The organism is Citrobacter sp. Cb004 (genome assembly GCF_030337065.1).
GTDB lineage: Bacteria > Pseudomonadota > Gammaproteobacteria > Enterobacterales > Enterobacteriaceae > Citrobacter > Citrobacter braakii.
On the sequence record NZ_JAOWCH010000065.1, the window covers coordinates 121,829 to 140,686 of the forward strand.

General features: G+C 49.4%; 29 protein-coding genes and 1 pseudogene. 29 read left to right on the forward strand and 1 reads right to left on the reverse strand.

What is annotated here, in order from left to right; all coding sequences use genetic code 11:
* The 13 genes and pseudogenes from OGV65_RS16065 (at window position 1) to OGV65_RS16125 (ending at window position 6,145) form a co-directional block, all read left to right on the forward strand.
* The gene (locus tag OGV65_RS16065) at window positions 1-321 is read left to right on the forward strand and encodes a LexA family protein (protein ID WP_191225970.1); all 321 of its coding nucleotides are present in this window, start codon (window positions 1-3) and stop codon (window positions 319-321) included.
* Window positions 318-707: a RusA family crossover junction endodeoxyribonuclease gene (locus OGV65_RS16070; RefSeq protein ID WP_191225971.1), complete on the forward strand. Its 390-nt coding sequence runs from the start codon at window positions 318-320 to the stop codon at window positions 705-707. Before OGV65_RS16065 ends, OGV65_RS16070 begins: the two co-directional genes overlap by 4 nt.
* A gap of 25 nt (window positions 708-732) precedes the next feature.
* Window positions 733-1,449: a phage antirepressor KilAC domain-containing protein gene (locus OGV65_RS16075; RefSeq protein ID WP_088583161.1), complete on the forward strand. Its 717-nt coding sequence runs from the start codon at window positions 733-735 to the stop codon at window positions 1,447-1,449.
* Window positions 1,446-2,435 carry a DUF968 domain-containing protein gene (locus OGV65_RS16080; protein WP_286455169.1) on the forward strand — a complete coding sequence of 330 codons (990 nt, stop codon included), beginning with the start codon at window positions 1,446-1,448 and terminating at the stop codon, window positions 2,433-2,435. Before OGV65_RS16075 ends, OGV65_RS16080 begins: the two co-directional genes overlap by 4 nt.
* 14 nt (window positions 2,436-2,449) lie before the next feature.
* The gene (locus tag OGV65_RS16085) at window positions 2,450-3,028 is read left to right on the forward strand and encodes a DUF1133 family protein (RefSeq protein ID WP_191225974.1); all 579 of its coding nucleotides are present in this window, start codon (window positions 2,450-2,452) and stop codon (window positions 3,026-3,028) included.
* A 481-nt stretch (window positions 3,029-3,509) separates the two neighbouring features.
* A pseudogene (locus tag OGV65_RS16090) lies at window positions 3,510-3,934 on the forward strand (tellurite resistance TerB family protein).
* Window positions 3,931-4,086 carry a DUF3927 family protein gene (locus tag OGV65_RS16095; protein WP_114680312.1) on the forward strand — a complete coding sequence of 52 codons (156 nt, stop codon included), beginning with the start codon at window positions 3,931-3,933 and terminating at the stop codon, window positions 4,084-4,086. Before OGV65_RS16090 ends, OGV65_RS16095 begins: the two are co-directional and overlap by 4 nt.
* A 115-nt stretch (window positions 4,087-4,201) precedes the next feature.
* Window positions 4,202-4,588: a phage holin family protein gene (locus tag OGV65_RS16100; RefSeq protein ID WP_003833974.1), complete on the forward strand. Its 387-nt coding sequence runs from the start codon at window positions 4,202-4,204 to the stop codon at window positions 4,586-4,588.
* Window positions 4,575-4,856: a phage holin family protein gene (locus tag OGV65_RS16105; protein ID WP_286455170.1), complete on the forward strand. Its 282-nt coding sequence runs from the start codon at window positions 4,575-4,577 to the stop codon at window positions 4,854-4,856. The genes OGV65_RS16100 and OGV65_RS16105 overlap by 14 nt, the downstream gene beginning before the upstream one ends.
* Entirely contained in the window at window positions 4,856-5,398 is a 543-nt protein-coding gene (locus OGV65_RS16110; RefSeq protein ID WP_268064837.1) for a glycoside hydrolase family 108 protein, read from the forward strand. The genes OGV65_RS16105 and OGV65_RS16110 overlap by 1 nt, the downstream gene beginning before the upstream one ends.
* On the forward strand, window positions 5,395-5,664 hold the full coding sequence (locus OGV65_RS16115) for a hypothetical protein (protein ID WP_286455171.1): 270 nt from the start codon (window positions 5,395-5,397) through the stop codon (window positions 5,662-5,664). The genes OGV65_RS16110 and OGV65_RS16115 overlap by 4 nt, the downstream gene beginning before the upstream one ends.
* A complete protein-coding gene (locus tag OGV65_RS16120; protein WP_286455172.1) occupies window positions 5,621-5,818 on the forward strand; it encodes a hypothetical protein in 198 nt (65 codons plus the stop codon). Before OGV65_RS16115 ends, OGV65_RS16120 begins: the two co-directional genes overlap by 44 nt.
* A gap of 33 nt (window positions 5,819-5,851) precedes the next feature.
* The gene (locus OGV65_RS16125) at window positions 5,852-6,145 is read left to right on the forward strand and encodes a hypothetical protein (RefSeq protein ID WP_286455269.1); all 294 of its coding nucleotides are present in this window, start codon (window positions 5,852-5,854) and stop codon (window positions 6,143-6,145) included.
* A gap of 41 nt (window positions 6,146-6,186) precedes the next feature.
* Here the strand turns inward: OGV65_RS16125 and OGV65_RS16130 are convergent, their stop codons facing one another.
* Entirely contained in the window at window positions 6,187-6,477 is a 291-nt protein-coding gene (locus OGV65_RS16130; protein WP_286455174.1) for a hypothetical protein, read from the reverse strand.
* 197 nt (window positions 6,478-6,674) lie between these two features.
* On the opposite strand from OGV65_RS16130, the gene OGV65_RS16135 reads away from it, so the two are divergent.
* The 16 genes from OGV65_RS16135 (at window position 6,675) to OGV65_RS16215 (ending at window position 18,788) form a co-directional block, all read left to right on the forward strand.
* Window positions 6,675-7,013: a hypothetical protein gene (locus OGV65_RS16135; RefSeq protein WP_003833962.1), complete on the forward strand. Its 339-nt coding sequence runs from the start codon at window positions 6,675-6,677 to the stop codon at window positions 7,011-7,013.
* Complete coding sequence (locus tag OGV65_RS16140) at window positions 6,998-8,455, forward strand: glycosyltransferase family 2 protein (protein ID WP_286455175.1); 1,458 nt, start codon at window positions 6,998-7,000, stop codon at window positions 8,453-8,455. Before OGV65_RS16135 ends, OGV65_RS16140 begins: the two co-directional genes overlap by 16 nt.
* Window positions 8,437-9,030 carry a hypothetical protein gene (locus OGV65_RS16145; protein WP_286455176.1) on the forward strand — a complete coding sequence of 198 codons (594 nt, stop codon included), beginning with the start codon at window positions 8,437-8,439 and terminating at the stop codon, window positions 9,028-9,030. The genes OGV65_RS16140 and OGV65_RS16145 overlap by 19 nt, the downstream gene beginning before the upstream one ends.
* The gene (locus tag OGV65_RS16150; protein WP_085396149.1) at window positions 9,023-9,391 is read left to right on the forward strand and encodes an HNH endonuclease; all 369 of its coding nucleotides are present in this window, start codon (window positions 9,023-9,025) and stop codon (window positions 9,389-9,391) included. The genes OGV65_RS16145 and OGV65_RS16150 overlap by 8 nt, the downstream gene beginning before the upstream one ends.
* A gap of 100 nt (window positions 9,392-9,491) precedes the next feature.
* On the forward strand, window positions 9,492-9,953 hold the full coding sequence (locus OGV65_RS16155) for a terminase small subunit (RefSeq protein WP_052432371.1): 462 nt from the start codon (window positions 9,492-9,494) through the stop codon (window positions 9,951-9,953).
* A 3-nt stretch (window positions 9,954-9,956) separates the two neighbouring features.
* A complete protein-coding gene (locus OGV65_RS16160) occupies window positions 9,957-11,615 on the forward strand; it encodes a terminase large subunit (protein ID WP_286455177.1) in 1,659 nt (552 codons plus the stop codon).
* A 58-nt stretch (window positions 11,616-11,673) separates the two neighbouring features.
* Window positions 11,674-13,611: a phage major capsid protein gene (locus OGV65_RS16165; RefSeq protein WP_286455178.1), complete on the forward strand. Its 1,938-nt coding sequence runs from the start codon at window positions 11,674-11,676 to the stop codon at window positions 13,609-13,611.
* 202 nt (window positions 13,612-13,813) lie between these two features.
* Window positions 13,814-15,166: a phage portal protein gene (locus OGV65_RS16175; RefSeq protein ID WP_286455179.1), complete on the forward strand. Its 1,353-nt coding sequence runs from the start codon at window positions 13,814-13,816 to the stop codon at window positions 15,164-15,166.
* Entirely contained in the window at window positions 15,163-16,047 is an 885-nt protein-coding gene (locus tag OGV65_RS16180; protein WP_286455180.1) for an ATP synthase subunit B family protein, read from the forward strand. The genes OGV65_RS16175 and OGV65_RS16180 overlap by 4 nt, the downstream gene beginning before the upstream one ends.
* The gene (locus OGV65_RS16185; protein ID WP_048231618.1) at window positions 16,044-16,370 is read left to right on the forward strand and encodes a head-tail connector protein; all 327 of its coding nucleotides are present in this window, start codon (window positions 16,044-16,046) and stop codon (window positions 16,368-16,370) included. Before OGV65_RS16180 ends, OGV65_RS16185 begins: the two co-directional genes overlap by 4 nt.
* A gap of 70 nt (window positions 16,371-16,440) precedes the next feature.
* Window positions 16,441-16,635: a hypothetical protein gene (locus tag OGV65_RS16190; RefSeq protein ID WP_033807316.1), complete on the forward strand. Its 195-nt coding sequence runs from the start codon at window positions 16,441-16,443 to the stop codon at window positions 16,633-16,635.
* Between the two features lie 2 nt (window positions 16,636-16,637).
* The gene (locus OGV65_RS16195) at window positions 16,638-16,970 is read left to right on the forward strand and encodes a phage head closure protein (protein ID WP_099530398.1); all 333 of its coding nucleotides are present in this window, start codon (window positions 16,638-16,640) and stop codon (window positions 16,968-16,970) included.
* A complete protein-coding gene (locus OGV65_RS16200) occupies window positions 16,963-17,448 on the forward strand; it encodes an HK97-gp10 family putative phage morphogenesis protein (protein ID WP_286455181.1) in 486 nt (161 codons plus the stop codon). The genes OGV65_RS16195 and OGV65_RS16200 overlap by 8 nt, the downstream gene beginning before the upstream one ends.
* Entirely contained in the window at window positions 17,445-17,810 is a 366-nt protein-coding gene (locus OGV65_RS16205) for a DUF3168 domain-containing protein (protein WP_047741116.1), read from the forward strand. The genes OGV65_RS16200 and OGV65_RS16205 overlap by 4 nt, the downstream gene beginning before the upstream one ends.
* Before the next feature lie 52 nt (window positions 17,811-17,862).
* Window positions 17,863-18,360, forward strand: coding sequence for a phage tail tube protein (locus OGV65_RS16210; protein WP_048231627.1), 498 nt, complete (start codon window positions 17,863-17,865; stop codon window positions 18,358-18,360).
* A gap of 50 nt (window positions 18,361-18,410) precedes the next feature.
* Window positions 18,411-18,788 (forward strand): phage tail assembly chaperone family protein, TAC, encoded by a 378-nt coding sequence (locus tag OGV65_RS16215; protein ID WP_042063953.1) that lies wholly within the window; start codon window positions 18,411-18,413, stop codon window positions 18,786-18,788.
* The last annotated feature ends 70 nt before the right edge of the window (window positions 18,789-18,858 follow it).

Here is an 18,858-nt window from a genome sequence, read left to right on the forward strand (position 1 = left end):
GTGAACAAACTTACCGTGAGACAAAGTGAAGTACTTGGTTCGATCGTGAACTATCAGCGCCGGTTTGGATTCCCTCCAACGATATGTGAACTGGCTGGGCTGATTGGTTGCTCATCACCAAACGCTGCAGCGGAGCATGTGAAGGCCATAGCGAAGAAGGGATATATCTCAGTTGCGCCTGGAGTTTCCAGAGGGATTACCGTTATTTCAGCAAACGATGAGGTAGACGCGATATCGATCATCAAGTCACTCATTAACGGTGATAGCGATTCAAGAGAACGCGCCTTGTCATGGCTGGAAGCGAGAGGTGTCCATCCATGAAATTAACGTTGCCATTCCCGCCAACAGTTAACACCTATTACCGGTCTCCTGACCGTGGAGCGTTAAAGGGGAAGCATCTGATAAGTGAGATGGGGAGGAAGTTCAAGAAGAACGTTTATGCCTCTGTTGTTGAGCAGTACGGCGGCATACCGAAACCAGTTAACGTCAACGTTGAGGTAAACATAGTTCTTTTCCCACCAGATAACAGACGGCGGGATCTGGACAACTACAACAAAGCGCTGTTCGACGCACTGACGAATGCCAGAGTCTGGGAAGACGACAGTCAGGTTAAACGGATGGCAATTGAGTGGGGGCAGGTAGTAAAGCCTGGAAGGGTAGAGATAACGATCAGTCGATTTGAAACCGTGGCGGGTGCAGCCGCCTGATAAGTGGAGACAGAGCATGCAACAGATGAGCATAACAGTAACGTGTCCGACCCATCATGCAGCAACGGTAGGGCAGCAGATCACCATGTCCAGCCGTGAGATTGCGAAGCTGGTCGACTCCCGGCACAGCAATGTCTGCGTAACGATAGAGCGCCTCATGAATTCCGGCGTGATTGGAGGGTATGCTGCATTGCAGTACACCCATCCTCAGAATGGACAGACCTACCATCACTATGAAGTGAACAAACGAGACAGCTATGTGATTGTTGCCCAGTTATCGCCGGAGTTTACCGCCAGACTTGTTGACCGCTGGCAGGAACTGGAGAGCAACGGTGGAATGGTTGTTCCCCGGTCACTTCCTGAGGCCCTGCGCCTTGCTGCTGATCTGGCAGAACAGAAACAGCGCCTGAGTGAAGAACTGGCAGTAGCCGCACCGAAGGCCGAGTTTGTAGATCGTTATGTTACGGCTACTGGGTCAATGACATTCCGACAGGTTGCCAAGCTGCTTAATGCTAAAGAGCCGGAGTTTGCGATGTTCCTGATTGAGAACGGCATCATGTACCGGCTTAACCGTGTTCTCACGCCAAAGAGCAAGCATATCGAAGCAGGGCGCTTCGAGGTGAAGACAGGAACGACAAACCAGACAAATTACGCGTTCAATCAGTCCCGCTTCACCGCCAAGGGTGTTCGCTGGATTGGTGGCCTGTGGGCAGAGCATATTGCTAAGGGGCAGGTAGCGTGAGGGCATTACTGACACCTGAAGTGGCACCGATGACCGGGGTAGTGATATTTCGCCCTGGCAGTGAACTGATGCATCTGTTCAGACGTGGGCGTGTTCTTATAGAGCCACAGGCAGAGTCAATGGCTGAGTTACCGTCTGGCATGCTGCCGGAGACTGCTCAGGAGCTTCAGAACGATCCGTTGATGCGTGATGTCTTCGAAAATAAGAAGGTCATACATCGTGCTGGTGGACTGAATTCACTGGATGCCTGGCTCGAAAGAAAACTGGAATGTCAGTACCCACACAGCGAGTGGCACGATCGCAACTACACCATCACCCGGCATGCGCCTGGCTCAATCCGCACGTGCTGGGGCTGCGACTTAAAAATTCGTGATCAGTTCACTGAAGGTCTGGCGGGTATAGCACGTGAAAACCTGGTATCCTGGCTACTGAAGGTTGTAAACGGCCAATTAGGTTTCAGTGAGGACCACATTCTGACGCTGCCGGAGTTTTGCTGGTGGATGGTCAGGAACGACCTGGCTGACGAAATACCTGAAGCCTTAGCCCATAAAGCTCTTCGTCTGAATGAAGAGACTCACCAGTCGGTAACACGTGAAAGCGATATTGTTCCGACATTACCCTCTCAACAACTGGTACAGGAGAAGGCGAAAAAGATAGTGGCAATGAAGGTAGACCCGGAAACGCCGGAATCCTTCATGCTTAAACCCAAGCGTCGCCGCTGGGTGAATGAGAAATACACGAGATGGGTTAAGGCCCAGCCGTGCGTCTGCTGTAACAAGCAAGCTGACGACCCCCACCACCTGATTGGCCACGGGCAGGGTGGAATGGGTACAAAGGCACACGACCTGTTTGTGATTCCTCTGTGCAGAGAGCATCACGACGAGTTGCATGCTGATCCTGTGGCATTTGAAGCGAAATACGGTGACCAACTGGTCCTGGTGTTTCGGGTTATAGATCGTGCGCTGGCAATCGGCGTACTGGCGTAAGTGGAGAACGCTAAATGATTAATCCTTCTGAAGTTGGTAAATCTGGTGAAATGGTTCGTCTTCGTACTCTGGAAAGCATCTGGATACAGGGTAAGTTGCGCATGTGGGGGCGCTGGTCTTATATCGGCGGTGGTAGCGGTGGGAACATGTTTAACCAGCTTCTTGCATCCGGGAAAATCACCAAGACAGCTATCAATGAAGCGCTACGCCGGATGAAGAAAGCGGGTATCAGCAAACCAGAACTTGAAGCGTACCTGCGTGAAATCCTCAACAGCAAAAATAAAAGCGGCATGGCGTTTTGTTCAGACGAAGAAGGGCTGTTAGTGGACGGTGTCATAGCTTCTGTACTGATGAACGATGACTACCGATCGCTCTATAGCGTGATTGTCGACCGCCATCGCCTACGTAAGAGCAAGTTGCAGATGGCCAATGAACTGCAGGCTAAACATCCTGACTGGACACTGATCACCTGCCGTCGTCGCATTGACACTTGGCTAAGTCTGGCAGAATCGATCCTGTACGCTCCAGTTTGTGACGCATTCGGCACAAATAGCGACAGATTTAAGTTGCAGAGTGAGCAAGAAAGTGCTTAAATTGTGGTAGGCTCGGGACGTTAAAGCGAACTGAGCAACAGAACAAAAAGAAACCCGCCGTCGTGCGGGTTTTTGCGTTTATGGAGGGTATGAAAATGCACCAGTAAAACTGATAGACCGCAGTCGAAAGACAATGCAGCAGTCATGATGCTGCCCCGAGTCGCATAATGGCGAGCCCGTGTAGTGATGGGTGAGGGTTCATAGATCAAAATAAGCTCCGGTAAAGCAGCGTGAACGCCAGATGCGCACCGGTTATCAGCGGCGATGAAGCGCCAGCACCTCAAGGGCATGAGCGTGGCCACTCCGGGAAGTGGCAAAGAATTTATAGCCTCGCTTATGCGGGGCTTTTTTACATCTGCGTCACGCTCGACGCATATCAACCGCAGAGTCTTTCAGGGTGAGCCTTAGCAGTGGTCAGTGTGACTACATCTGCGGGCTGTTCCACTCTGAGCGTAAGGCTCACCACTAAAGGAAAGTCACTATGTTCGGTATCTTCAAAAAGAAAGCACGTAAAGCGATCGTCGAAGTTAAAAGATGGAAAATCGTGATGCGGTAGAAGCAACTGTATGGGGTTGTTACTCGATCGCCTATGCAGATGGTACCTGTGATGCTTCAGAGATTTCTACTCTGGAAAAAACAATTCAGGCAAAACCGGCGTTTTCTGCGTTTGCCGCTGAAATCGCCAGCATGAGCAGCAATATCCGTGCTCAGTACGAGGCGTCACCACGCTCAGCCAACGCTCAGGCAATGCGTGAGTTGTCTGATGTGGCTGGTACGCCCGATGCTGTTGATGTGCTCTGCCTTTGCCTGGATGTGGCAGACAACGACGGAATCGGTGAAGACGAAGAGAAGCAACTGAAGAAAATCGCTCAGGCTCTGCAATTACCGCTTGATCAGTACATCTGATGGGTAAATTACGCTGGGCCGCATCTGGTGTTCTCTTGTTCCTGGTCGTGGCCATCGACTTCACCAGTAAAATGATGTCGATTCTGGCTGATGGTGTGCTGGTGGCTTGCGTTGTTGCTTTGCTCTGGCCGTTGATTAAATCCAGTAAATAACACTGTGCAAAAGGTCATTCCTTATGGCCTTTGACAGAGTGATAACTATAGCCGTTTATACGGTATTTCTTTCCCCTCATATTGAGAGGACTCACAGCAATAAAGAGGGGGCTAAATGTCCGATCCGATTTCCGGTACTGGGCTGGCTGGTGGTGTCCTGACGGGAGCCAGTGTCTATGGATTTCTGTCCGGAACAGATTACGGCGTGGTGTTTGGCGCATTTGCCGGGGCTGTATTTTACATTGCAACGGCTGCGGACCTTAGCGCAGCACGTCGGCTGGCGTATTTTGTCGTGTCCTACATCGCCGGGATCATCTGCTCAGGGCTGGTTGGTTCAAAGCTGGCTGACTGGACTGGTTACAGTGATAAGCCTTTGGACGCTATCGGGGCCGTAATCGTTTCTGCTTTAGCTGTCAAAATCCTGACGTTTCTGAATAACCAGGATGTCGGCTCGCTGGTGGCGCTAATAACTCGCCGGGGAGGTTCAGGTGGTACTAAATGACCCATCGGCAACAATCAATGCGCTTCTTTGCGCTGGGGTAGTGCTGACCCTGATGTTTTACCGTCGCGGCGATTCACGACATCGACCGTGGATATCTCGCTTAGCGTGGCTGCTTACGGTCATCTATAGCGCCGTTCCGCTGGCGTATCTGTGCGGTATTTACCCGTACTCATCATGGGCCACTATCGGGGCCAACATTATTTTCCTGTTCGTGCTGGTAGCCGTCAGAGGTAATGTGGCGCGCCTGGTTGATCATCTGAGGCACTAATGACTAAAGACGACATCTTCAATGCCATCCTTGGGAAAGAGGGGGGCTATGTTAACCATCCCGACGATAAAGGCGGCCCAACGAATTGGGGTATCACTCAGGCGACGGCGCGGGCACATGGGTATGTAGGCGATATGCGCGACCTCACCCGCCAGCAGGCGCTGGATATTCTGACGGCTGACTACTGGACAGGCCCGCGATTCGACCTTGTTTCTGAGGTGTCACCAACCATCGCCGCTGAACTCTGCGACACGGGCGTAAACATGGGGCCATCGGTTCAGACCAAGTGGTTTCAGCGCTGGCTGAACGTGTTCAACATTCAGGGCACGCTCTATCCCGAACTGATTGCGGATGGTTTTATTGGTCCGCGAACTATCAGTGCGCTAAAAAGTTACCTATCTCGACGTGGGAAAGAAGGAGAGCTGGTAATGCTCCGGGCTCTGAATTGCAGCCAGGGTCAACGTTATCTTGAACTGGCAGAACAGCGCAGCGCGAACGAGACGTTTGTTTATGGCTGGGTAAAGGAGCGGGTGGTTATATGACGCTTGAGATGATTATCGGACTCCTTGCTGCTGTTTTAGCTGCTATAGCCGCCGCATTTGGATTAGGCCATTCGCGCGGCACCAGCAAAGCCGAAGCGAAAGCCGACCAACAACGCACTGAAGAAAAGGCCGCTGCCACTGAAGCAGTGGCTGAACGCCGGGTAGAGACAACAAAAGGAGCCAGGGATGTACAACAGACTGTTAATCATCTTCCTGATGACGATGTTGACCGTGAGTTGCGCGAAAGATTTACCCGCAAAACCTGAAGTAACGGACACGGCCTGTGACTGGGTGAACATAATCTACCTAACCGAGCACGACATTGAGGTAATGGATCGCCAGACTAAGAAAGATGTGTTGACGCATAACCGGTCTGTTCAACGCAACTGTCCAAATAAAATTTCTACGGCCTCGCAATAGCGGGGCTTTTTGAAGACCAAAAGAGAGAGAATGATGGAAAAAGAGCAAAACGGTTGTCAAATTCTGCCTGTAGCAAAAGATTTTAAATTTTGCCTGGGCCAGTTGGTGAACCTGCGTATTAGTGATGAGTTTGGCGAGGTACAGGCCCGATCCCAGCATGTAACTGGTGAGAATCAATACTACATTTATTACCAGGCAGCAGATAATTGCGCGACTGAGCGTTGGTTTTCCGAATCTCAGCTGACGGCGGTGGAAGATGATCGCTCTCCGGGGATGCCAGTATTTGGCTGCGTAGAGTTGCCGGAAGGCGCAACTGTCGAAGAGTAAGACATTACAGCAGGCATTCACTGAGTGCCTGTGATAATGAATTAATCATTTTCAAAATCAAACACTGCTTCTTTGATGAAAACAATGACATTCTCTTGGAATGGTGATTTGTACTTAAGACTCTGGTCATCAAATTTTCCGAGCTTGCGGTGCAGGAATTCACATTCCAGAACATGCTCATCACGGTCACGGACCCTCAGCACAATAGAAATATTGAATTTATCTGAAACTCCATCGGTAAGTTGAACAATAACTCGTGTACCTGCACGTATTGTTGCCAATATGTCTTCATCAAGTATTGGGATCGGTTGAGCCAGCATTGTTAATTTCATAACTCCTCCTAAATATATAAGGTTCAGAATGCCATAAGTATTTCTGCAAAATTGTGAACACTTCCAACCTTTATGCGCCTCGCACGCGCAAATAAAAGAGAGTCTTTCAGTAGTGAGCCTGGGTGATGCCGTTAGGTTGCGTTTACCTCTCGGGCGGCATTGCCGTGCGACAGGCTCACGTCTAAAAGGAAACGCACATGAAATATCAGCTCGCAAAACTGTATCGCGGAGGACGTTTTTTCGGGTATGGAATAGCTGTAGGCGGTTTGCTTCTTGATGATCAGGTTTCAACAACCATAGATACAGACGCTAAAAATCTGCCGATAGTGACCGCAATTTTTCATTTAAGTAATGAACACTCAGAAAACCAGCCCCGAATTGATTTGGATAATCCCCTCGCTTCTAACGAGCTTAATGTTGTTATCCATACAGATAAGCCATTTACCGTTGAGCAGGCAGAAGAGCTTCGAGATACGGTGAAAGAATTTCTTGCTAAGCATAATCTTTCTGGTGGTGGTGCATGGACGTCTTTATAAGCGGAATTAGGTTTGTACCAGAAAGCGCCAATTCATCGCGCATAGGCATCGCAATCACAACCCATAATCGTCCTGAAGTGCTTAAGCGTGCCATTGAGCAGCACATGAAGCATCTTCCATCTGGTGCGCTGGTGGTTGTGATAGACGATGGATCAAGTCCAGCCGCTGTTGTACCGGCTAACGTGAAGCTGGTACGTCATGATCAATCACTCGGCATTGTCGCCTCTAAGAACGCCAGCCTGACAGCGCTGGTGGACGCAGGGTGTGAGCATCTTTTCCTGTGGGATGATGATGCATGGCCAATAGCTGATAACTGGCATCTACCCTACATCGAGTCACCAGAGCCCCATCTGGCTTATCAGTTTCTTGACCTCGCTGGCCCACGAAAGATTAACGATATGACTGTCCTGTACAGGGATGATAAGCATATCGCTTACACCGGGCAGCGCGGCGTTATGCTTTATTACCACCGCAGTGCCATTGATAAGGTTGGCGGCTTCGATCCGGTATACGGGCGTGGCATGTACGAGCATCCTGATCTGGCGCTTCGCATTCACAACGCAGGGTTATCGACTTGGGCGTTTGCGGATGTTACTGGCTCTGAAAAGCTCATTCATTCGATGGATGAATACGAAGAGGGTGCACGTTCGATCCCCAGACCTGAGCGTGAAGCGTTAGCAAAAGCTAATGCTGTTATTTATAGCGACCGACGCGATAACGGTTACACCGCATACGTTCCGTTCAGGAAACAGCGCAACGTGGTGATTACTGCATTGCTGACTAGTCAGGATGATCCACAACGTCAGGTAAGGATGAAAGCGTCTCCTGAGTTGATTCAGGGATGGGCCACGTCTATTCGTGGCGCTGATGCAGTGGTACTGGCCGATGAGCTCGATACAGCACCGAAAGGTGCGGACCTTTTCAAAGTATCACCTTTGTCAATGAGTCCCTATTTCGCACGATGGCTGCATATTTATCAGTATCTGCGTGCTCATCCAGAGTATCGCCTTATCTGGTGTACTGATGGTACCGATGTCGAAATGCTTAGAGAGCCATGGGCAGAAATGCAGCCGGGTAAAATTTACGTGGGCTCAGAGCATAAGACGTATGCCGACGAATGGATGAAGTCCAATCACCACGGCAAAGCGTATAGCGAGTTCATCGAGAAGCACATTGATGAACCGCTGCTCAACGCTGGACTACTTGGTGGTAGTCGTGACGATGTAATGGAGTTTGCTCACAGGATCATCAGACAGTATTACCTGATTGAAAGCCATCATTTCTGGAGGATGGAGACAGCTCGCCCCGCGCTGGTCGATATGGGTGCTTTCGGTATGGCTGCGAAGTCATTTGGCAATAGAGTCGTTACCGGCCCTAAGGTTCATACCATTTTTAAAACTGATGGTATCGGTAAGGAGTTCGCATGGTTTCGCCACAAGTAATGTTTGTGGTTATTGGTCATCATGTTCGCCGTAAACAGGCATTAATTTTGGCTGAATCTATTGGCGCCACCCTGATGATTGATACTGATGATCACGGTGCTAACTGGAATCATCGCCGCGCGCTGGAATGGGCAGCCAATCAATCATGCCGTGTGGTAGTGCTTGAAGATGATGCTATGCCAGTTGCTGGTTTCTGCGAAAAGATTGTTGTATGGCTTGCACGTTATCCGGATGCACTGTGTTCATTTTATCTCGGCACTGGCCGTCCACCACAGTATCAACTGGAGATAGCATCAAAGCTAATAGCAGCTGATAAGGCCAGAGCTGACTTCATTACATTGCCGCGTCTTATTCATGGCGTCTGCTACAGCGTACCTCAGCAACATATCAAGAGAGTGCTGGATAAATGGAACCACAGCAAAGCAGCAGACTATGCAGTCGGTGATGCTTACGGTGGCCCTGTTGTCTATCCATGCTACTCACTCGTTGACCACGCTGATGGACAGCCAGTAGAACCAGCCAGAGACAATCAGCCAAGAACAGAACGCCGTAGAGCATGGAGGTTACATGTCTAAGTTAAAGACACTACAGCCTCGCCTGAAAGCTATCGACACCCGACGAATAAAGCCTGTCTATGGTGAGAATCGCCGCGTAAGCGGTAGCGCTAGGGTGAGCCTCAAGCGTCGTATCTATGTGCGCGACGGTGGTCACTGCTGTATGTGCAATCAAGTAGTAGACCTGCATGACAGCGAGCTTGATCACCGCATAGCACTACAGTTCGGTGGTGACAACGATGAGAGCAACCTCTGGACGCTGTGCATTGATTGCCACTCAGGTAAGTCATCGCGCGAAGCATCAATGAACCAACCTGACAGTGAGGCGCTGAAGCACTCTGTGCCGAAAGATAAATCACAATCTGGCATCGTAATTCTCTGACCAAACACCGGGGGGGTATAGGTGGGTGTCAACGCCGATCGCGCTGGACACCGCGCCCCCTCTCACGCACAGAAAATTTTCCCCTTTGGAGGATGTTGACGTGTTAACAGGACAAAAGCGCAAATTCGCACAAGCGCTGATGTCCGGTTCATCCCAGGCTGAAGCAGCCCGAAAGGCCGGTTACTCCGAGAAAACCGCGAGGTCTCAGGGTTCCCGGCTGGCAAAAGACCCGGATATCATCGCGTTTATCAGTAAAAAACGTGGGGTCGAAGTCATTGCCGAGCAGGCTGTTTCTGAACCAGATGATCTGCCAAAAGTTGTTAACAGAACGGTGAAGGAATTTGATGATCCGCTTGAGTTCCTGAAAGCAGTGATGAACGACGTATCAGAAGAGACAGATGTCAGAAAAGACGCCGCAAAAGCGATGCTGCCATACCTTCACCCCAAAAAAGGAGAAGGCGGTAAAAAGGATGCAAGACATGCCGCCGCGAAGGTCGCAGCCACGGGTAGCAAGTTTGGGGCAATGGCACCGCCGAAGCTTGTTGTTAATAACAAGGGGTAATCAATGGCGAAATGGACCACGGCTTGCCCTGAATGGGAATCTCTTCTGGTTGCAAAGCAATCAATCATCCCACCACCAATTTTCCCAGACCAGGCAGAACAGGCACTTGGAATCTTCAAAGAGTTACGCGTCTCTGATTTACCAGGGAAGCCAACATTTGGTGAATGCTCAGAGGAATGGGTATTTGACTTCGTTAATGCCATCTTCGGTGGCTATGAAGCAGAGACCGGTAAGCAGCTAATCCGCGAATATGGGCTACTTATCTCGAAAAAGAACACAAAATCGACCATCGCCGCAGGGATTATGCTTACCGCGCTAATCCTGTGCTGGCGTGAGGATGAAGAACATCTGATTCTCGCGCCGACAAAAGAGGTTGCTGATAACAGTTTTAAACCCGCTGCCGGGATGATACGCGCCGATGATGAGTTGTCTGATATGTTCCAGATTCAGGACCATATCCGCACTATCACACACCGAGTAACGCGAAATACACTCAAAGTAGTAGCAGCTGACACCGATACGGTTTCAGGTAAAAAGTCAGGCCGCATTCTCGTTGATGAGCTTTGGTTGTTTGGCAAGCGAGCTAATGCCGAAGCCATGTTTATGGAAGCACTTGGTGGTCAGGTATCTCGCAACGAAGGGTGGGTTATATTCCTGACTACGCAAAGTGATGAACCGCCTGCTGGTGTATTCAAAGAACGCCTTGATTACTGGCGAGCTGTGCGAGATGGGAAGATTAATGACCTTAAAACACTCGGCGTCCTGTATGAATTCCCTGACTCTATGGTGGAAAGCAAGGCTTACCTTGAACCAAAAAATTTCTACATCACCAATCCAAATATTGGACGTTCGGTAAGTGAAGAATGGATCGCCGATCAGCTTCTGAAGAACCAGAACAAAACAGACGGCACATTACAGCAGTTCCTTGCGAAACACCTCAATATCGAAATTGGTCTGAACCTCCGCAGTGACCGATGGGCAGGTGTTGATTTCTGGGAACCGCAAATCAGGCAGGTAACATTCAGCGATATCCTTCAGCGAGCTGAGGTTGCTACGGTTGGGATAGATGGTGGTGGCCTTGATGACCTTCTGGGTCTTTACATCATCGGTCGTGATAAAGAAACCCGTGAGTGGATTGGATGGGGTCATGCCTGGGCGCATGAAATAGCTGTTCGCCGTCGCAAAAGCGAGGAATCCCGGTTCAACGATTTTGTTAAGGCAGGTGACCTGACTATCGTTAAGCGGGTAGGACAGGACACTGAGGAAGTTGCTGAATATGTCAGTCGTATTAATGACGCAGAACTGCTGGATAAAATTGGCATTGACCCTTCTGGTGTCGGTCAAATCCTTGATGCTCTTGTAGAAGCTGAAATACCTGAAGATTCAGTTGTCGGTGTCAGCCAGGGCTGGAGACTTGGTGGTGCAATTAAGACAACAGAGCGCAAGCTTGCTGAGGGTGTGCTTATTCATGGTGGACAGCCATTAATGGCCTGGTGTGTAGGCAATGCCAGGGTAGAACCTAAAGGTAACGCTATCCTTATCACCAAACAGGCTAGTGGAAAGGGGAAAATTGACCCCCTTATGGCCTTGTTTAATGCCGTTTCGCTAATGGCACTTAATCCTGAAGCGAAGAAGAAAGATTACCAGGTATTTTTTATATAAATAACACGTCAGTTAATGACCCGCCACGGCGGGTTTTTTCGTTTCTGGAGGACAGTAAATGAAGCTTGACCGCGCATGTACGATCATGACGGTGAAAGCGGTGGATGAGGACAAACGGATAATCACCGGGATTGCTTCCACACCATCACCTGACCGTGACGGCGACATTATGGACCCTGACGGTGCGAAGTTCGGTAGTGAAAACCCTTTCCTCTGGCAGCATGACAGAACCCAACCTATTGGGAACTGTTCTGCAAAGAAAGTGAAAGAAGGGCTTCAGATCACGGCGCAACTTGTTAAGCCAACACCTGACATGCCATCGCAGCTGGTGGCCAGGCTTGAAGAAGCGTGGGCATCAATCAAATCAGGTCTTGTGAAAGGCCTGTCTATCGGTTTCAAGCCAATTAAATACGCATATCTCGACTCTGGTGGCATCCATTTTCTTGAATGGGAGCTTCTTGAAGTTTCTGCAGTAACGATCCCGGCGAATGCCGAGTGTTCGATTCAAACCGTTAAATCGTTTGACCGCCAGTTACTCGCCGCGCTCGGCAATGAGAAACCGGTAGTTAAAACCATAAATTCTGCTGGCGCTTCAGCACCGAATAAATCTTCTCAAAAAGGAAAATCAACGATGAATATCGCTGAACAGATCAAAAGTTTTGAAAACAAGCGTGCAGCGCTGGCCTCTTCACTGAACGACATCATGAGCAAAGCCGCCGATGAAGGCCGCACGCTGGATGCGGAAGAAACAGAAAGCTACGATAACACCTCTACTGAAATCAAAGCGGTCGACGAGCACCTTAAACGCCTGCGTGATATGGAAACCAGCATGGCATCAACCGCCAAGCCAGTAACTAAAGCAGCATCTGGTGAAGTTACAGTGGTGAATAACGCACCATCCATCATCCGTGTAGAGCCTAAGCTGGAAAAAGGTATCGCCTTTGCCCGTTTCGCCAAGTCTCTGGCAGCTGGTAACGGTAGCCGCTCAGAAGCGCTACAGATTGCGAAAAACCAGTATCCTGATGACACCAAACTTCACCATGTTCTGAAAGCGGCGGTTAGTGCTGGTACCACCACAGACCCTGCCTGGGCTGGTGCACTGGTTGAATATCAGGATTACGCGCAGGACTTCGTTGAGTTCCTGCGTCCTCAGACCATTATCGGCCGCTTCGGTCAGGGTAATATCCCGTCTCTGCGTCAGGTCCCATTCAACGTTCGTATCCCTGCGCAAACTTCAGGCGGCTCTGCAAGTTGGGTAGGTCAGGGTAAAGCCAAGCCTCTGACTAAGTTTGACTTTGCAACCATTACCTTCGGCTTCTCTAAAGTAGCGTCCATTGCAGTTCTGACCGAAGAGCTGATCCGCTTCTCAAATCCATCTGCTGATGCTCTGGTGCGTAACGCCCTGGCCGAAGCGGTGATCGCACGACTGGATACCGACTTCATCGACCCGGCAAAAGCGGCAGTGGCTGATGTTTCCCCGGCATCAATTACCAACGGCATCACTGCGACTCCGTCTACTGGCGATCCGGATGCCGATGCAGCGGCTGCTTTTGGTCAGTTCATTACCAACAACCTGCAACCTAATGGCGCTGTATGGCTGATGTCCAGCACAACCGCACTCACTCTGTCTATGCGTAAAAATGCACTGGGCCAGAAAGAGTACCCGGACATGACCATGCTGGGAGGTACATTCCAGGGATTACCTGTAATCGTATCTCAGTACGTTGGCAATCAGTTGGTGTTGGTTAATGCACCGGATGTGTACCTGGCTGATGACGGCGGTGTGGCAGTTGATATGTCTCGCGAAGCTTCTCTGGAAATGCAGAGCGATCCGACCCATGACAGCACCACCCCAACACCAGTGGAACTGGTATCCATGTTCCAGACCAACAGCGTGGCCATCCGTGCAGAGCGCTGGATTAACTGGAAACGCCGCCGTGATGCCGCAGTAGCTGTTATCTCCGGCGTTGATTACAGCACTGGCGCTACCAGCTAAGAAGGAGGGCGGGGGAAACCCCGCCATTTCATATGGCAAAGATCAGATACCTACAGCGTACACATGACTCATTGCCAGGTGATGAGAAAATTGTGAATGACCAGTGCGCAAAGGTACTGGTTCTGCTGCATAAAGCTGAATATGTAACTGGCAAAAAAGCTGGTGGACCGAAAAAGAAAAAAGTTAATGCGGAGAATGGCTGATGTGGAATCCTTTTAGACGGAAAGAGAAAGCACTACAGCAACCATCATCTCGCGGCTGGACTCCGATATTTTCCTTTGTCAGAGAACCTTTCGCGGGTGCATGGCAAAGAAACATGGAAATCAGGAATGAAACCGTACTTTCCTATTATGCGGTTTTTTCCTGCATAACCCTGATTGCCAGTGACGTTTCAAAGATGTCGCCAGCCATTCAGGCCAAAGATTCGGATGGCATCTGGAAAGAAGTTACTGATGCTAATTTCGATACACTAATCAGTAAGCCAAACCAGTTTCAAAACACAATTCAGTTTTTTGAAACATGGATGAATTCAAAACTTTCACGCGGTAACACCTACGTGATGAAGGTAAAAAACAATGCCGGTAAGATTACAGAACTTCGTATTCTTGATCCGGATAAAGTCACTCCACTTGTAGCTGATGATGGTTCTGTCTTTTATCAAATTAGTCCAGACCAGATTAGCGGGTTACCTACACAGGTAACCGTACCGGCGCGCGAAATCATCCATGACCGTTTTAACTGCCTGTTCCATCCACTGATTGGTATTTCACCTATTTATGCCTGTGGTCTTGCAGCAATGCAGGGTAAACACATTCAGGAAAGCTCTGCATTCTTCTTTAAGAATGGCGGGAAACCTAGCGGAGTTATCAGCATTCCTGGATCTATTGATGCTGCAAAAGCAAAAGAAATAAAAGAAGCATGGGACGCTGGTTACACGGGTGAAAACGCGGGTAAGACGGGCCTGTTATCTGGTGGGGCTGAATATAAAGCGATCACCATGTCGGCAGTTGATGCACAGACAGTTGAACAGCAGAAACTCTCTGCTGAAATGGTTTGCTCTGCTTTTCACGTCCCGGCATATAAGGCTGGCGTTGGCGAAATCCCAAGCTCTGATAACGTTGAAGCACTTGAGCAGCAATATTATTCACAGTGCCTGCAGGTGTTGATTGAGTCTATCGAGTCACTCCTGAAAGAAGCTTTCGAACTTGGAGAAAAAAAGCGGGTTGAGCTTGATATCGGCGCACTATTACGCATGGACAGCGAACGCAGGATGAAGGCGCTAGGTGATGGGGTAAAAAACACCATTCTTACACCAAACGAAGCCCGCAAAAGTGAAAACCTTCCTCCTGTTGAAGGTGGTGATTCTCTCTTCCTGCAGCAGCAAAACTTCAGCCTGGCAGCACTGGCCAAACGCGATGCATCAGATGACCCGTTCGGAAAAGGACAGCAACAGATGCAGTCATCGCCAGAGCCAGTAGATGAAAGTGGAAAGGCGTTAAGCGAAACAGAACTTTTCGCGGCGAAATCAATGCTCAGAGGATTATTAACAAAATGAATGAACGTGAATTATCCCTGATTAAAGCGCTTGGCGAAGAGTTTGGATTAGCTATTCAAAAAATGGCAGACGAATTTAAGCAAGCGCTGGAGAAAACAGCCAGTAATCTGGAGAAGCAACTTGAAGAGGTTCGTATTTCAATTCCAGAATTCCAACCAGTAGAAATACCAGATGTATCTAAAATGGTTGCCGATGCTGTAAGTGAAATTGAATTACCGAAGGCACCAGAACTACCAGACTTAAACCAGATTATCGCCGATGCTGCCGAAAGCGCGGTGAAGCAGGCTTTTGAATCAATCCCAGTACCCAAGGATGGTAAAAGCGTCACGGTTGATGATCTGCGTCCCCTTGTCGAAGAGGTAGTTAATTCGTTAATTCCTGAGCCGGTAGACGTTGAAAAGCTCGCTCAGGATTTATTGTCAAAAATTCCTGATCCTGAACCTGGTTCCGATGGTCGTGACGCTCTTGCAATAGAGCTTGAACCATTCATTGACGAGAAAAAAAGCTATCCACGCGGTACCTATGCTACTCACAAAGGCGGCCTTTGGCGCTCTCATGAAAAGACGCACGGAATGCGGGGCTGGGAATGTATTGTTGACGGTGTGTCGGGCGTTGATGTCAAACAAGATAACCAGCGAACCTTCTCAATTTCTCTCGAAAGAGCAAGCGGTACTCTTGAAGTTAAGTCTTTTGATATCCCGGTAACTATCTATCGTGATGTATTCAAATCTGGTACCGAATATCAGCCTGGCGATACAGTCACCTGGGGTGGTTCCATGTGGCATTGCAACGAAACTACAACTGATAAGCCTGGTGAGCCAGGTTCTAAGGGATGGACGCTTGCTGTTAAGAAGGGGCGTGACCTGAGGGATAAGCAATGATTGAACTGGTGACGCTCGAAGAGGCTAAGTTGCATCTCCGTATTGACGACGATTACGGAGATTCAGACCTTACCTTAAAAATTCAGGGCGGCAGCGCCGCAATACTTTCCTACATTCAGGGAAGTCGCGCGTTAGTCGTTGATGAATCAGGAAAGCTTATTGATGGTGAACCGCTAACTCGCGTTCAGACGGCCCTGCTGGTTCTTCTTGGCTATCTTGACCGTAACCGCGGCGGCGAAGAAGAAGAAAAGTTGAAACAGGGGGAACTTCCTTTTTCTGTATCAATGCTGATTTACGACCTCCGTAAGCCGACAATTATTTAAGGGGCATGTATGGCATGCGCAGGATGTGCCAGACGGCGCGAGTGGATTAAAAAGTGGACGAGGATTGCCTATGAACGAGCAGCAGGTAAACGAACTAACGGCGGCACTGAAAGCGCTGGCAACGTCTCAACTGAAACAGGCAGAAGCGATAAACCGTCTGGCTCAGGCTGATGAAACACTGATATCTCTGATTGCAAAAACGCTCGTTGATGAAATTGACGATGAGTTGCCACCGCAAACCTATCTTGATGGCAAGCCGAGGTAATTGTGGAATTTGCAAAACTGCGCCACCGCGTCACCATTCAGCGGAGAACCGCTATCCAGTCACCTACTACTGGTGCAATGGAATACACCTGGAATGACCTTGCAGATGTGTGGGGTAGCGTGGTTGCCTCTTCGGTCAGGGATTTCATTACAGCCCAGGCATCAAACGTAAAAGTAACGGCCAGAATCACTATCCGATACCGGGAAGATATCCAGGAGAAAGACCGTATTCTTTTCCGTGGCAAAATCTACAGCATTGAGGGGATTCTTCCTGACCCTGATAGTGGACTTGAATATCTCACGCTTCCGTGCTCAGAGGGGGTTAAGGATGGCTGACAGCATTGAGTTTAAGCTTGAAGGTGTAGATTCACTGCTTCGTAAGTTAGAAGCCATTACCACGGAAACTAAGCGCAAAACAGGGCGATCCGCACTGAGGAAGGCGGGAAACGTTATCGTAACTCAGATAAAGAGAAACGCAGAGCGGCTCGACGATCCTCACACCGCGCGTAGCATTGCTGATAACGCTGCGTTGCGCTGGAATGGTCGTATGTTTAAGCAAACCGGTGATCTTGCCTTCAGGATAGGCATTCTTCAGGGAGCCGTACTAAAAAAGCATCCAAGCACTGCGAAAGATGCCCCCACTCCTCACTGGCGTCTTCTTGAGTTTGGCACTGAAAAGATGGCAGCAAAACCGCTCGTTCGTGCTGCTGCAAATTCCAGGCTGATAGAGGTTTTCAACACCTTCTCTGTTAACTACGAAGCGGGGATTGACCGAGCTATCAAACGAGCGCAGAAGAAAGGAGAGACGGCATGATTGCTCCTATTTTTCCTGTTTGCGCGTCGAGTCCTGAAGTCACTGCCTTACTCGGAAGCAATCCGGTAAGAATTTACCCTTTCGGCATTCAGGACGATAACGTTGTTTATCCATACGCCGTCTGGCAGAACATCAGCGGCTCTCCTGAAAATTTTCTCAATCAACGACCAGATGCGGACATGTATTCGCTTCAGGTTGATATCTATGCCGATACCCCTGATGAGGCCATTGCGGTTGCTAAAGCCATGCGTAATGCGATTGAGGTAAAAGCCAACATTGTTCGCTGGGGTAATCAGACGCGAGACCCTGAGACGCTCAGGTATCGATATTCTTTCGACGTTGACTGGATAGTCAACCGATAACAAACCTTCCACAACCGGCCTTGAGCCGGTTTTTTTATACCCGGAGATAATTATGTCAGTAGTGACTCAAGGCACTCAGATGTACGTTCTGAATAACGGTGTGGTCAGTGAAGTTGAATGTATTACTTCGTTCTCACCAGGTAGTAGCCCGGCAGATCAGATTGAAGATACCTGTCTGAGTGAAACCAATACTCGTTCCTACAAAAAAGGTCTGCGCACCCCTGGTCAGGCTACGGTAGCTCTTAACGCAGACCCGGCAAACGCCAGTCATGTCATGCTGAGTAATCTTGCCGAATCAAGCGATCAAACAAACCTGACCTTCGCTATTGGCTGGGCTGATGGAACGGATGAACCAACGGTAGCGACTTCTGGTGATCCAGATGCAGTAGATGGTCTTTCTCTACCGGATACGCGTACCTGGTATGTATTCCAGGGCTATGTTTCTGATTTCCCGTTCGACTTCCAGGCTAATACGGTCGTACAAACCTCAGCAACTATTCAGCGTTCAGGGCAGGGGGTTTGGGTTCCAAAGGCCCAACCAACGAGCTAATAACCAGGCATTAATGAGCGGGGGAAACCCCGCAAATTGAGAGGAAAGAAATGAAACTGAATATGGATTCGTTAAAACAGGCAGGGGCGTTTACTGGTCGTCCTGTTGAAAAGGAAATTACCTGGAAGCAAGGCGATAAGGAGATCACAGCTACCGTTTATATCCGACCAATGGGTTATCACGACGCGGTATCAAATGTTCTTTCAGCAGTGGGAAAAATTGATGGTGTTGCAGGGCGTATTGCTGCATCAATCTGTGATGAAAATGGTGCACCTGTTTTCACTGTCGCCGATATTACTGGTGAAGCAGACCCTGAGCGCGGCGCACTTGATGGTGCTCTTACCGTCGCTCTGCTTGTCGCTATTCAGCAGGTGAACGACCTGGGAAAGGCGAACTCAGCGCAGAAGACGAATTCTGGTGTGAATTAGTTCTCAACGGAATCGGTGGTCGCACCATTGCTGAAGCAAAAGAACGCGTTAGTGTCACAGAGTATCGCGA